The organism is Streptomyces sp. NPDC056480 (genome assembly GCF_042795405.1).
Classification (GTDB): Bacteria; Actinomycetota; Actinomycetes; order Streptomycetales; family Streptomycetaceae; genus Streptomyces.
The window spans coordinates 19,208-32,287 of record NZ_JBHTSA010000043.1; the positions used below are offsets into that span (position 1 = coordinate 19,208).

The following is a 13,080-nucleotide window of genomic DNA, read 5'->3' on the forward strand; positions in this document are numbered from 1 at the left end:
CCCCGCTGAGTCCCCTTCTCTCGACCAACTGCCGGCGGGCCCGTCGCCGAACTTCGAAGGAATCTTGATGACCACCACCACGCCCGAGGCCGACAGCGGGCAGGAGCCCGGCCGCAGCTCGTTCATGCGTGTCGTCCGCACCGCCTGCGCCTCTCCGGCCGGGCGTGCTGACCTGCGCCGGGGCCTGAACATCGTCCTGGCCGACCTCGAGCACCCCACGGGTGAGAGCGGCGAGTCCCGCTGGCCTCTCTACAACCACCTCATGGCGGCCGGCTACCGGCCGCCTGCCACCGCCGCCGCAGAGATCCCCTATCTGCTCGTCGCCGCGCTCTACGCCACCCACGACGCGCCCAACCCTCGTACGGCCGAGACGTCCGCACCACCGGCGTACACGCCGTTCAAGCCCTGGCACAACCTCGGCTGGTCGTTCGCGACCGCCTGCCACCGAGGCGTCATGACTCGCGACAACGCAGCCGGCACCCTCGGCTACCTCGCCGAGCTCGACCAGACCACCCTCATGCGGGAAATCCCCGCCGTGGTGGGACGCCTGCGGTCCGCGCAGGTCCGCATCGCCTGGCCTCCACTCCTGGCGGACTTCCTGCGCTGGCCCCGCCAGCCCGCGCAGGTCCGCCTCGATTGGGCCCGCAGCTTCCACAACACCAACAGCGAGGAGACCCCCAAGTGACCGGCATCAGCCTGCCCCGCGCCATCCACCTGGACCTCATGCAGATCCAGTCGGCCCCGTACGCGTCCGCCAACCGTGACCGCAACGGCTCCCCGAAAACCGCCCTGTACGGCGGCGTGCTGCGTGGCCGCGAGTCGGCGCAGCATCAGAAGTACCACCAGCGCGACATCGTTCAGGACATGCTCGGGGCCAAGGCATTCCGGACCCGGGCCACCACCCTGACCGCGACGGAGCAGCTCACCGGCCGCGGCTGGGACCGGACCGAAGCCCTCACGGCCGTCCAGATGCTCCTGCTGTCCACCCAGGTCAAGGGGCTCGGCATCGCCGACAACGGTGGCACGAACGTGCTGCTGTTCCTGCCGGAGACGGCGATCACCGAGCTCATCGAGCTCGTCGACCGCAACCGTGACGCCTTCGCCCCCTTCATCGCACAGGCCCACGCCGACCTCGACAAGGAAACGAAGAAGAAAGCCACCACATCCCGGAAGGCGAAGGCCGCCACGGACACGGCCGACACCGAGCCGGCGCCCGAAGACGACAGCGAGGCGGAGGACAAGAACCGCACGGCGATCCTCACCGCACAGGCCAAGAAGATCATCGACAGGAAGGACGGATTCCTCACCAAGGACGACGTCCTGTCCCTCCTGCGCAGCCGCAACGCGATCGTCGCCGCGTACGGGCGGATGCTCGCCAACGAGCCCGGCTCGATCGTCGAGGCTGCCATCCAGACCGCACACGCCCTGTCCACGCATGCGATCACCACCCAGATCGACTCCTTCACCGCCGTGGACGACATGCTGAAGGAACTCGGCGAGGAATCCGGCGCCGGCCACCTCGGCGAGCAGCGGTACAACAGCGCGACCCTCTTCAAGTACTCCACCCTCAACATCACCAAGCTGACCGGAAACCTCGACGGCGACCACGCCACCGTCCGCGACGTCACCGAGGCGTTCCTTCGCGCGGCCAGCGCACATCGCAACGTCGGCAAGGTCTCCGGCACCGCCCCGCACACACTGCCCCACCTGCTGTATGCGGCGGTGCGCACCGACCGGCCCGTGAACCTGGCCGGGGCGTTCGAGGAGCCGGTAGCCGCCACCGCAACCGGCGGCTATCTCACGGCGAGCATGGGTCGTCTCGACGCACACGCCGGTGCCCATCACCGCTTCCTCGGCCTTGACCGGCTTGCCGGGCACACGCACGTGACCCTCTCCGACCAGGAGTTCACCCACCTCGGCGAGCGGGCCGGCAGCCTGGACGAGTTCGTGGCCACCACCCTCGCCGTGATCGACAAGGCCCTCGGATGAACGACGGCCTGATCCTCCACCTGTCCGGGGCGCTGCAGGCGTGGGGCGGCCCCGCCCAGGCGAACGTACGCCCCACCTATCGGCTGCCGACCCGCTCCGCGCTCACCGGACTGATCGCCTGCTGCCTCGGACGGGAACGCGATGCCGACAACACCGACCTCGACCAGTTGGCCTACACCATCCGTGTCGACCGGCCCGGGAGCATCCTGTCCGACTTCCACACCGTCGGCGGCAACCACGACCCCCTGTTCGGACTGAACACGGCGGACGGCGGAACCCGTGACGCTCCGATCGTCTCCACCCGCTACTACCTCGCGGACGCCGCGTTCACCGTCGCCGTCACCGGCCCCTCCACCGTCCTCGATCACGCCGCGGAGGCCCTCACCCGCCCTGTGTGGGCCCCCTACCTCGGGCGCCGGTCCTGCCCCCCGGACACCCCCGTGCTGCTGACCCGCAGCGCCAGCGCCATCGACGATCTCGACCAGATCCCCCTGCACCGGCCCATCCACCACGCCGAGCCTGTCACGTTCGCCTACGACCGCGAACCCGCTCCCGGCGCCTCGGACAGCGGCCAGCACAACGACCGGCCCGTACGGGGCCACCGCAGGGCCTGGACGCCCCGCCCCGTCTGGGAGCAGCAGCGCGTCATCCCCGCCCGCAACGGCGGTCTCGGCACCGCCTGGCTCACCGCCCTCGCCGACCATCTCGGCATCCCCGCCAGCGTCCAGGAGGACCCGCGATGACCACCAGCACCGACACCAGCCAGCTCGCCCTCGCCCAGATCCAGCTCAATCCCGCCTCCCGCGCCGTCCACCGCGACCTCGCCGACCCCGGCAACATGCACCGCACCGTGATGAACCTGATCGACCGCGACCGGGACAACCCCACCGCACGGCGCGACGCCAACCTGCTCTACCGCACCGAACGCAACCCGGTCGGCGCGGCCCTCCTCGTCCAGGCCACCGTTCCCCTCCACCTCGACCGGCTCCCCGACGACTACGCCCTCATCTGCGCCCAGCGCGACGCCACGCCCGTCCTCCACTGGATCACCGCCGGCCGAACCGTCCGCTACCGCATCCACGGCAACCCCGACACCTGCGTCCGCGACCCCAAAGCCCTCCAGAAGGAAGCCGACCGCCGCGCCGAATCCGCGGTCAAAGCCGGCAAGTCGTACGCAGAAGCCACCAAGATCAGGGACGAGTTCCTGGCGCGCGTCGCCCGGAATGCCGCCAAGCGACGCGGCATCACTCTGCCTGCCACCAGCGACAACATCAACGCCTGGTGGACACGGACCGCCGAAGCCAACGGACTCCGCCTCGAACTCGTCATCGACTCCCCACTCCCCCGAATCAACGCCGCCCGCAGCAGCGGGCGCGCCGTCACTCTCGGCGCGACCGCGTTCGACGGCATCGCAACCATCGCCGACCCCGATGCCGTCCGCGCCGCCGTCACCAACGGCATCGGCAAGGGCCAGGCCTACGGCCTCGGACTCCTCTCGCTCGCACCCCACACGGGGTGAAGAGAAAGCAGATCCACCAGAACCCGGCAGTTCAGGAAGGGTGCGCTCCGCCTACGCGGGGCTGAACCGGTGTGGGTCTGCAGGTAGGCCGTGGTACGGCGTGAGCTCCGCCCACGCGGGGCTGAACCGCTGGGCTACGTCCTGACGAACCAGGACATGGCGTGTGCTCCGCCCACGCGGGGCTGAACCGCGGAGGTCGGTACGCCTGCGGCCGAGGCGCGGGTGCGCTCCGCCCACTCGGGGCTGAACCGCCGACAACGCACCAGCCCAATCGGGCGGGTGCGGGGGCTCCACCCACGCGGGGCTGAACCGTCGCAGTCCACGAGCATCCGCGTCGCGATCCCGTGCGCTCCGCCCACGCGGAGCTGAACCGTACGCGGCTCCCGGCAATTTCATGCTGGAAGAGTGCGCTCCGCCCACGCGGGGCTGAACCGTACAACGCCCACGACTGCGAGTTCGAGATCGAGGTGCGCTCCGCCCGCGCGGGGCTGAACCGACCTTCCATCCGCCCACGCCGTGCCAGCCTAGGTGCGCACCGCCAACGCGGAGCCCGTGTTTGACGTCTGTGAGGAGATGCTCGTTGATGCGTCTGGATCCCCGGTTGTGGGGGAAGGAGCGGGGACTGAACAAGCCGTATCCGGCGGGCTGTCACGGCATCGACACCGCTGCGGTGATGGAGGTGCTGTGGCAGCGGTACCTGAGTGCCCGGCAACGGCGGATGCTGGCCGAGGGGTGGGGCCTGTCCGAGGAACAGGCACGTCTGTTGCACGTGTGGCTAGGGTTTCTCCATGATCTGGCGAAGATCAGCCCGGTGTTCCAGCAACAGGAGCCGGAGGCGGATGAGGTGTCCGGAACAGCCGGGTACCAGGTGACGGTGGAACGGACGCCGTATCACGACCACGGCGTACACCTGGCACTGCCCGAACTTCTCCATCGGATTCACGGCCTACCGCTGGACGGCCGACCAGCGCGCCTCATCACAGAGCAGTTGGGGCAGATCCTCGGTGGTCACCATGGCCGGTACGGGGAGCCGCTCAGCCACCGTGACGGGTCGCTGACGTGCCCGATCGTCGCGGCCCCGGGTCTTGGTGGTGAGGGGTGGGACGAGCAGCGTGGTGCGCTGGTGCGGCTGGCGGGTGAGCTGTTCGGGGTTCCGGCGTGGCCGACGCGGCGGGCGCAGGCGCCAGTGGCGGCGGTGACGACGGGGCTGGTGTCGCTCGCGGACTGGCTGGTATCACAGGTGTGGTGGCTGAAAGCGCGACAGCGTCAGCATCGTAAGAGCCGGTGGGTGGCTGGGGACTGGGCGGGGCATCTGCTGATGGCCCGACGGGCTGCCGTACGGGTGCCGGCCCGCGCGCAGCTGCTTGCGCCGAGGTGGCGTGCGATCCGTTCGTTCGCCGGAATGTTTCCGGGTCTGTCCGACCCGTATCCGTTGCAAGCCAGTATCGAGCGGGAGTTCCCCGGTCTGGTCAACGGGCCGGGCATGCTGCTGGCGACCGCAGCGCCCGGGGACGGGAAGACGGAGATCGCTCTGTTCGCCGAGCGTGTCCTCGGGCAAGCCTCGGGGACGAGCGGACTGGCGATGCTGCTGCCGACGATGGCGACTACCGACGCCATGCACCGCCGACTGGTGCGGCACGCAGAACACAACTGCCGGGGAAAGGCACCCGTCGCCCGCCTGCACTCCCTGGCCTGGCTCGACGCCGACTACACCCCAGAAGACCTCACCCCCAGCCTGGACAACCCGGCGCTGGTATCGGACTGGCTGCGCGGTGCGCACCGCGGGCTACTGACCGGGATCGCGATCGGCACGTGGGACCAGGCCGTGCGGGCCGTGCTGCCGCACAAGTACATGGCGATGCGCTGGCTGGGGCTGTCGGGGAAGACGGTCATCATCGACGAGGCGCACGCCTACGACGCGCACGGACACCATCTGACCGTAATCCTGCTGGAGTGGCTGGGACGGCTCGGCGTGCCCGTGGTGGTGTTGTCCGCGACGCTGACGAGCCGGATCGCGACGAGCCTCTTGAACGCCTACCGGCACGGCGCCGGCCATCCGCCGCTTCAGGAGGTCACGCCCACCTACCCGGGATGGACGTTCACCGACCATGCGACCGGGGAAACGACGAGCCGCGGCCCCTACCCGTCCCCGCGCGCCACCCGGCTGGACATCCGCACCCACCCTTACACGCCGACCCGGCAGGCCACTGGGGATGGCGAGCGTTCCCGCCGGATCCTCGACATCCTCCAGCCCCTGCACTCCAGCCCCAAGACCCCTGGAGCGGCTCTCATCGTGTGCAACACCGTCGCCGAGGCCCAGGCCACCGAGAGCGCCCTCCAGGACGCGTACAAGGACAGCAGCACTCTCGTGCGGATCCTCCATGCCCGCATGCCGGTCCATCAGCGGCACGGCGTCACCCGCCGCCTCGAACGCTGGACCGGCCCCGTCCGCCCCGCCCACCACCGCCCTGACGGCACCTGGATCGCGCCGACCGGCAAGCGCCCCGACCGGCCCCTAGTCGTCATCACCACCCAGGTCGCCGAGCAGTCCCTGGACGTCGACTTCGACCTCGTCATCAGCGATCTCGCCCCGTTCGCGCTGCTCGCGCAACGCGCCGGCCGCGGCCACCGGCACCAGGGCCGCACCCGCCCCCCGTACGCGCAGCAGCCGACCCTTCACGTCCTGACCCCGGTCACTCAACAGGGCAAACCGACGGTACCCGCGTACTGGGGAGAGGTGTACGACGCCAGCCTGCTGCGCCGCACCCACGAACACCTGGGAACCCTGACCGGGCCGGTTGCCGTACCCGAAGATCTCCAGCATCACGTCGACGCCGTCTACAGCGACACCTACACCGCCGACGACGACCTACGGCGCTTGGCTGACGACAACGCCAAGCAGGCCATGGCCGACCTCGCCGCCATACGCCGGCACCGGACCGGAACAGACCTGCACCCGCTGACGAATTCCACACTCAGCAGCGAGTTCCTGACCACCCGCCTGGGCGACCCCAGCATCCGCGTACTACCTGTATGGACCGACCCGGACGGCAGCCGCTGGCTCCACCCGTCCCAGCGTACGAACCGCACTCGGCTTCCTCGGCGAGTGAAGCCGGGAGATCGGGACATGATCCGCCGTCTCATGCGACGCACAATCCCCATCCGGCAGCAATGGATCACCACGAACGGCACATCGGTCATCGACCCCACCACTGAGATCCCAACCGGTTGGAAGAAGACACCAGCCCTCCGAGACACCGCGCTCCTGCCCCACGCCGCGACCACCGGCACGTATACGAACGGCCAGAGAATCACCTATCTCGATCCCACCACCGGGCTCACCAGGGCATAGATGTGCGACTGCCACAGCTTGATTACAGCGGGGCCTGGGGCTTCTGCTTGAGGCGCTCATAGGGCGTCTGTCCGCCCTGGAGGCGGTGGTAGTTGTAGGAGAACAGAGCGCGCAGCACTTTGGACTCCTCTGAGACGGCTCCCTGCCTGCTTTCTGCAGGTCAAGGGTGCCCTCGACCTTACACGGGACGCCCCGTCCGATGTTTGTGAGGAGCATTGCTCCGGTCGGACGGGACGGCTTTCCACCTGGGGTTTCGCGCCGCACCGGCGCTTGTGGGGACGATCAAACCGGAACGCGCAGGGACTCATGCTGGCCGAATGCTGACTTACCTGATGAGCCATCAAACATGATCGCGAGGATGCAGGGCGTCTGCGCAGTCAAACGGCCGAGGCCAAGCACACCGCCACGATGCGGGCGGTCGAGTATGAGCCGCTGGAGCCCTATCCCGGGAGCGGACAGCCGTGGCGGTCCCGGCACCTGGCGTGCGGAAGCGGCGTCTCCCCGAGGCCGGCGTACCTCAGCACCGACTGGGTCGGGTGCACGGAGTGCTCGAAGGGGAGCCGCCGGGCGATCTTCCAAGAGCGCGTCGGCGGGGCCGAGCGGGCCGAGGCGGACATGCGGTCGATCTGGAGCCGCTGAAGCCGTACCGCAACAGGCAGAGACACCGTGGCGCTGCCGCTGTGCCGCGTGCGAGGCCTCGTACCCGATGCGCCGAGGGGCGGCCTGCGCCAACGCCGATGCCACATCGACCTTGTCCAGCAGCAGATGAAGGGATGAAGGTCGGCCAGGTCGGCCCGTTCGAAGCCGATGCCCGCGGGTCGCCGACATGCTCAGCGAGTTCCAGAGCTCGGAGACCGGTCGTGACGGCTTCCCGCAACCTGCCCGAACAGCGCGTCTGCGCCGGGGATAAAGGGTTCCCGCATAGGACTTGCTCCTTCCCGAGCGGCAAAGGAGGTCGGTCCAGGTGCCCGCGGAGGGGCGGACGCGAGCTGGGGAATCAATCAGAGTGCACGCCGAAGGAGGACCGGCTACCGCCCCGTTACCGACCTGCTGAATCTTCTCCGGCGGGCCGGCCGTGCCGTCCACCCAGGCAGTGAGCCTTTTCCAACCTCACGTTGAGGCGTAGTGAAGGACGAGGACGGACTTCACGAAGCCGGTGCTCCGGTTGATGCCGCAGCGGAGCTTCCGCAGGAGGCGCCAGTCCTTCAGGGCGGCCATGGCCTGCTCGCCAGCGCCCCGGATCTTGGCGTGGCTTTTGTTGCGCCGTCGCTTCCAGCGCTTGAGCCGACGCCCCCGGAAGGGGACTCGGATGTGCCATCCGGCGCCTTGGTATGTCTTGGTGCCCAGCACTTCAGTCCCGTGGCGGCGAGTGCGTCGACGATCCCGTGCTAGCGGGCAGCGGGCAGGTCTTGGGTGGAGCCGGGCAGGGCCGGGGAAGCCCACAGCAATCGGCCGAATGTGAGGACCTGAACGTTCATGCCGTGCCGTTTGTGTTTGCCCGAGTAGTACGGGGTTTCGACGGTGATCTTGTCGAGCCGCAGCAGTGTGCCGTCCAGGATGACGCAAGCCTTGGCCGTGGTGGTCTTCATAGTCTCAGCCGGGGTCGGGGCGCGGGCGCCCAGGACCTCGATGGCCTCACTCCGGGCCGCGCCCGCGACCTGACCGGTCGCTTCGGGATGCCCAACTGCCCAGTGCCGTCAAAACGGTGGCGCGCCGACAGAAGCAGAATGTAACCTCCTCTCCAATCTAGATACGAGGAGTTGCCATGGCGACGCGGGTTGACTTCAATTTCGGTGACGACGGAAGCCAGGAGAGCGTTGTGATCTCCTCCGACCAACTCGCCCGAGTGGTGCGCGCCGCACTGCAAGACAAGGTTCTGTTGTCGGAGCAGGCCGCGCCTCATGACCTGTGGCGGGACATCGCAGCCGTGACCAGACTGCTGGAAGGCCTGGAGGATTGGCGGGAGAGGGCCATCGTGGCGGTCGACGAAAGCGGCACCGTGGACCGGAGCGCCCTCGGCATCGCCGCGAGCATGGGCGCGGCAAAGCTGTACGACCTGCTGGAACGGCACGGCCGGCCACGCAACCAGGCACGGCTGACCCAGGCGGAGGTGCTGGAGAGCCGGGTGACCGGCGAGGACGGAGAGTGGGACCCAGCCCGCGTCGTCGCCACCATGAACAGCTACGGCTGGGAGACCGACGAAAAGCGGGCCCGCGCACTGCTGCGGGCGCTGACCGAGCAGGAGGTGCTGGAAAAGATTCCGAACCGAGGCGGACGCGCCGTCTACCAGGTCGTCTGCCCTCGGGACTGGCTGTACTGCCTGGACCCGGAGCGCGACACGATCGAGAACGGTCCCTCCACCCCAGCGCGGGTCGCGAGGCTGGCGCGTGAGAACTCCGGTCCGACCCAGTGGTGGCTCGGGAAGCCGCTGAAGCGGATGAGGGACGGCGACCGGCTGTGGATCTACTTCGGCGGGGTCGAAGGAAAGATCGCGGCGATGGCGCATGTGAAGTCGTCGCCGCGACCGGCACCGATCGGTTCGCAAAAGCCGTACGAGTTCGACGCCGAACTGGACCTGCAGGCGACCACGGCTCTGTCCAAGTCGCCGGTACGGCTTGAGGAGATGGACCAGAGGCACCCGCAGGCATGCGGGGAGATGAGGGCAGCTGACGTGAAGCTGGCCGAAACGCATGCCAACCTCTGACCACCCTTCCCGCTGGGCGCGCACCGCACCGCCGTGCGTGCTCAGCTCTTGAGGGCTTGCTCGATCCGCTCGAAGTTCTCAGGGCTGAAGTTGCCCCGGCTGATCTGCACGCTCCGGTTTTGTTTCGGCGTCACCACATTCGGATACGACGCCAACTCCGGCACGGCGATCTTCCAGGTGGCCGCGATGCGGCCGAGTACGATCACCGCCTCACGGGACATGGCGCGGCGCACCAGGTAGAAGGCGAAGGACTGGGAGGGCAATGTGTACGGGATCGGCCGCCACGATCGCGAATGGTAGCCGTGGAACTGCACGGCAAGGATCTGTCGGGCGAGGTCATTGTGGCTGTGCCCCTGCTTCGTCAGGCCGTTCAGGGTCCGGGACCACCACCGGAGTCCTGGATGGTCCTTGTCGGGGTGCGTCAGGAAGTGGTTGGGGGTCCCGCCGATGTTCGCGATGTGTTGCAGGGTTCGCTCGGTCACGCCGGGCCGGGCGTAGGCGGCCGGGTCTGCTTCGCTCACGCCTGGGTTGGCCAGCAGCATGACCAGGGGCGCCTGGTGGAGGCCAATGAACGGTTCCGGCGGGAGTGTCAGGTTGAGCCGGTACGGCGCATGCGAGGGGTGGGCTTGGGTGCCGGCGAGGGCTTGCAAGTGCGGTAGATCTTCAGGGACCGCATACGGTGCGTTCCTGGTCGTGCGGGTCCACGGATTGAGCACCTGATCCCCCACTATCCGCGTCGTCATGGCATGCAAGCCTACGAGCATCCTGCGAGCGGACCGTCACCGTGCCGGCCGGGCATCGGCGCAGGAAGCCCTTCCCATCTTGATCAGGTGGCGAGTTCGAGGGCAACGACGGCACGGACAGCGGCTGTGATCCGGGTGGTGCTGCAGCGGAGATTCCGCAGGAGCCGCCAAGACTTGAGGAGGGCCATGGCGCGTTCGCCGAGGATGCGGATCTTGGCATGATCGCGATTGTGGCGTCGGCGCCAGCCGCGCAGGTGCTTGCCACGGATCGGGACACGGATCGCAGGGCCGGCGCCCTGGTACGCCTTGCCGGCCCAGCACTTGATGTCGTCTGCGGCGAGGGCGGCGGGTATGCCGTGGGTCCGGGCCGCGGTCAGGTCGTATGTGGCTCCCGGCAGTGCGTCCGCGGCCCAGATCAGGCGTCCGACGGGATCGGCGAGGACTTGGACGTTCATCCCGTGGTGCTTCTTCTTCTCGGCGCAGTACGGCTGGTCGGCGGCGATGCGGTCGATTGGTAGCACGGTGCCGTCGAGGATGACGTACGCCTTCTTCCGGACGGTCGTCATAGCCTGCTCCAACGTGGGTGCGAGGGCGGCCAGCAGGTCGACGGCCTCGCGTATGTAGCGGTAGGCCGTGGCGATCCCGATGCGGAAGCCCGCGGCAAGGCGAGCGTAGGTGTCGCCGCAGCGCAGGTGGGCCAGGACGAGCAGGGCCTGCCGGCCGCAGGTCAGGCGACGCCAGCGTGAACCGATCCGACGACGGTGACCTGCGAGAAGACCGGAGAGATGCCCCAGAGTGCGGCTGGACAGATCGATGCCGGACGGGTAGACAAGCACGCGAAAGATCCTGGCGGACTGGTGATCTTGGTCGTGAACCCGTCTACCAGGAGCCTTCTTCACGCCCGCCGCCAGGGCTGCCAGCCCAACCACCCGTGAGGTTGGAGAAGGCTCAGTCAGTGCTGGACGGGGACCGGCACCGAAGAATCGCACGCGTCCGTTTGGCCAATACCTCTGGTCGCTGGTCCGGGAGGTACCCCATTGGAGGTCATCCATCTCCGCGGTACCAACGCCACCGCAGACCCGGGCGACGAATGGGCCGAGGTGCACGCCAAAATCCGGGCCATTTTGGGAACAGCGGGACCGGGTCGGCCCGTCTCAGCGGCCTGGCCTGGTGGCCCCGGCGAAGCAACTCCTGCTCGGCCTGGCGCGGGCACTGGGTGAGGCCATCGCGGTCTTCATGGTCATCGGCCGCGCCGACGACCAGCTCCCCGAGTCGCTCGGGGACGTCTTCTCCTTCCTCGTGCGCCCCGGCCAGACGCTCACCACCAAGCTGGCCGGCCCCGAGCCGACGCTCGCGGGCACCTCCGGCCCGTATTTCGCGGCCCTGTGCGGCCTCGGCATCATCCTGTTGGCCCTGGTCGCCGTCGCCACCATGTGGGGCACCCGCGGCACCACGGGACGGGTCGCGCGCGCTCCACGCGCCCGGCGGTCCTCCGCGCGGCTGCGCAATCTGAAGGACCGGATCACCGCCGTCGTCCGGCTCGGAGCCCTCCTGCTGCCGGGGGCGCTCCTCGTCGGCATGCTCGGCATCCTGCTCGCCCGCGGCGGCGCGGCACTCAACCCGGTCTTCTGGACGTGAGGTCGCCGCCGACGGCGCTGAGGATCTCGGTGAGCTCGTCGATATGGACGTAGAGGGTGTCAGCAATCTTCTCGGGGCCGAGGAAACGCGGCCCGGCGGTATAAACGACGAGCCGCCCCACTCCGGGCGGGACGGTGGCGAGTTCGGCGCGCGCTCTCTCCACGAGTGCCGCGAGGTCGTCATGGAGGGTGGCGACGACCGCGATCTCCAGCCGGTGTGAGGGGACACTGATCCGGCGTACCTCTCCGGGTTCGTCTGCCCCGTGGTCGAGGCCGAGGAGGGCGGCGAGGCGGGCGACCGTACGGCGGCGAAGCCGTGCTTGTGCTTCAAGAGGTGCCGGGTGGGCCTGGAGCAGGCTGGCAATCGCGGCAACGGCGGCTTCCAGCGCGGGCGCCGTCCTCTCCGACCCGCCTGATCCCGCGGTGTGAAGGTGGTCGGTGCCGAGTCCAGCTGCAGCGGTGACCTCTGCGTCGGTGACCACGCACTGGACTTCACCGGGATCGGGGGGCTTCCTCGGCTGCTGGGGGCCAGGACGGTGCCAGGTGCAGGATGGCGTGGTCGGTGTGGCGCAGTGCGAGCTCGAGCACGTCGCCGATTCCGAACCCGCACGCCACCACCAGGTGGTCGTCGACCGCGTCGGCGGCGTCCCGCAGGGTCCGCAGCACCATGAGCGGGTGGTCGAGCTCACCGGGGTGAACCAGGTACCGGGCGTCGCCGAGGTCGAAACGCACGCCGACGGCCATGTCGTTCGGGAGGCGGTCAGTGATGATGGCCAGGTCTGAGCCGGCCGCGAACGCCGCCTGAAGAATCGTGAGCAGGTCGTCGGCGGCGGCAGTACGGCCCTCGCGTTCGGGAGCGGCGACGGTGCGGGCCCAGGCGAGTCGGAGGGGATCGTGAATGCGGGCGCAGCCCGGCGAGTCGAGGGCTGCACGCAGCAGGGCCAGCAGCGAGGTGCGGGAGAACGCCGCCAGCTCCTGGTCGAGGATGGCCAAGTCCTCGGAGCCATCGGGGCTGGGGAGTTGGTCGCTCATCAGGTGCCTCTCGGTGCCGGTTCAGGCTCAGCCTGTCAGCATCTCGGCATGGGGCGGCGGTACTTTCAAAATTCCTCCTCGCCCCTGGGGCAGAAACCCAGGTC

The 13,080-nt window shown here is 68.9% G+C and carries 11 protein-coding genes, 1 pseudogene and 1 CRISPR repeat array; of the genes and pseudogenes, 7 read left to right on the plus strand and 5 right to left on the minus strand.

What is annotated here, in order from left to right; translation table 11 throughout:
• The first annotated feature begins 67 nt into the window (after nucleotides 1-67).
• From casB to cas3, 5 genes are all read left to right on the plus strand, one after another.
• Entirely contained in the window at nucleotides 68-685 is a 618-nt protein-coding gene (gene casB, locus ACFQ79_RS20220; RefSeq protein WP_383585338.1) for a type I-E CRISPR-associated protein Cse2/CasB, read from the plus strand.
• Nucleotides 682-1,989, plus strand: coding sequence for a type I-E CRISPR-associated protein Cas7/Cse4/CasC (locus ACFQ79_RS20225; RefSeq protein ID WP_383585341.1), 1,308 nt, complete (start codon nucleotides 682-684; stop codon nucleotides 1,987-1,989). The genes casB and ACFQ79_RS20225 overlap by 4 nt, the downstream gene beginning before the upstream one ends.
• Entirely contained in the window at nucleotides 1,986-2,732 is a 747-nt protein-coding gene (gene cas5e, locus ACFQ79_RS20230; protein WP_383585344.1) for a type I-E CRISPR-associated protein Cas5/CasD, read from the plus strand. Before ACFQ79_RS20225 ends, cas5e begins: the two co-directional genes overlap by 4 nt.
• Nucleotides 2,729-3,508 carry a type I-E CRISPR-associated protein Cas6/Cse3/CasE gene (locus ACFQ79_RS20235; protein WP_383585347.1) on the plus strand — a complete coding sequence of 260 codons (780 nt, stop codon included), beginning with the start codon at nucleotides 2,729-2,731 and terminating at the stop codon, nucleotides 3,506-3,508. The genes cas5e and ACFQ79_RS20235 overlap by 4 nt, the downstream gene beginning before the upstream one ends.
• A gap of 44 nt (nucleotides 3,509-3,552) precedes the next feature.
• A CRISPR array of direct repeats spans nucleotides 3,553-4,004; the repeat unit is 25 nt; unit sequence GCTCCGCCCACGCGGGGCTGAACCG.
• Nucleotides 4,005-4,091: 87 nt separating this feature from the next.
• A complete protein-coding gene (gene cas3 / locus ACFQ79_RS20240; protein ID WP_383585350.1) occupies nucleotides 4,092-6,860 on the plus strand; it encodes a CRISPR-associated helicase Cas3' in 2,769 nt (922 codons plus the stop codon).
• A gap of 1,110 nt (nucleotides 6,861-7,970) precedes the next feature.
• Here the strand turns inward: cas3 and ACFQ79_RS20245 are convergent.
• Nucleotides 7,971-8,497: pseudogene (locus ACFQ79_RS20245) on the minus strand (transposase family protein); the annotation flags it as partial.
• Between the two features lie 128 nt (nucleotides 8,498-8,625).
• Here ACFQ79_RS20245 and ACFQ79_RS20250 point away from each other — a divergent pair.
• Entirely contained in the window at nucleotides 8,626-9,564 is a 939-nt protein-coding gene (locus ACFQ79_RS20250; RefSeq protein WP_383585352.1) for a hypothetical protein, read from the plus strand.
• A gap of 41 nt (nucleotides 9,565-9,605) precedes the next feature.
• Here ACFQ79_RS20250 and ACFQ79_RS20255 read toward each other — a convergent pair whose 3' ends face one another.
• The gene (locus tag ACFQ79_RS20255; RefSeq protein ID WP_383585354.1) at nucleotides 9,606-10,307 is read right to left on the minus strand and encodes a hypothetical protein; all 702 of its coding nucleotides are present in this window, start codon (nucleotides 10,305-10,307) and stop codon (nucleotides 9,606-9,608) included.
• Nucleotides 10,308-10,390: 83 nt separating this feature from the next.
• Nucleotides 10,391-11,143 (minus strand): transposase family protein, encoded by a 753-nt coding sequence (locus ACFQ79_RS20260; RefSeq protein ID WP_383585357.1) that lies wholly within the window; start codon nucleotides 11,141-11,143, stop codon nucleotides 10,391-10,393.
• A gap of 334 nt (nucleotides 11,144-11,477) precedes the next feature.
• On the opposite strand from ACFQ79_RS20260, the gene ACFQ79_RS20265 reads away from it, so the two are divergent.
• The gene (locus ACFQ79_RS20265) at nucleotides 11,478-11,945 is read left to right on the plus strand and encodes a hypothetical protein (protein WP_383585360.1); all 468 of its coding nucleotides are present in this window, start codon (nucleotides 11,478-11,480) and stop codon (nucleotides 11,943-11,945) included.
• Here the strand turns inward: ACFQ79_RS20265 and ACFQ79_RS20270 are convergent.
• Nucleotides 11,923-12,426, minus strand: coding sequence for a hypothetical protein (locus tag ACFQ79_RS20270; RefSeq protein WP_383585362.1), 504 nt, complete (start codon nucleotides 12,424-12,426; stop codon nucleotides 11,923-11,925). The genes ACFQ79_RS20265 and ACFQ79_RS20270 overlap by 23 nt on opposite strands.
• 10 nt (nucleotides 12,427-12,436) lie before the next feature.
• Complete coding sequence (locus ACFQ79_RS20275) at nucleotides 12,437-12,976, minus strand: hypothetical protein (protein WP_383585364.1); 540 nt, start codon at nucleotides 12,974-12,976, stop codon at nucleotides 12,437-12,439.
• Between the last annotated feature and the right edge of the window lie 104 nt (nucleotides 12,977-13,080).

Coding starts and splice junctions, on each gene's coding strand:
- casB (WP_383585338.1), top strand. CDS start 68: ATGACCACCACCACGCCCGAGGCCGACAGCGGGCAGGAGCCCGGCCGC.
- cas5e (WP_383585344.1), top strand. CDS start 1,986: ATGAACGACGGCCTGATCCTCCACCTGTCCGGGGCGCTGCAGGCGTGG.
- ACFQ79_RS20235 (WP_383585347.1), top strand. CDS start 2,729: ATGACCACCAGCACCGACACCAGCCAGCTCGCCCTCGCCCAGATCCAG.
- cas3 (WP_383585350.1), top strand. CDS start 4,092: ATGCGTCTGGATCCCCGGTTGTGGGGGAAGGAGCGGGGACTGAACAAG.
- ACFQ79_RS20250 (WP_383585352.1), top strand. CDS start 8,626: ATGGCGACGCGGGTTGACTTCAATTTCGGTGACGACGGAAGCCAGGAG.
- ACFQ79_RS20255 (WP_383585354.1), bottom strand. CDS start 10,307: ATGACGACGCGGATAGTGGGGGATCAGGTGCTCAATCCGTGGACCCGC.
- ACFQ79_RS20275 (WP_383585364.1), bottom strand. CDS start 12,976: ATGAGCGACCAACTCCCCAGCCCCGATGGCTCCGAGGACTTGGCCATC.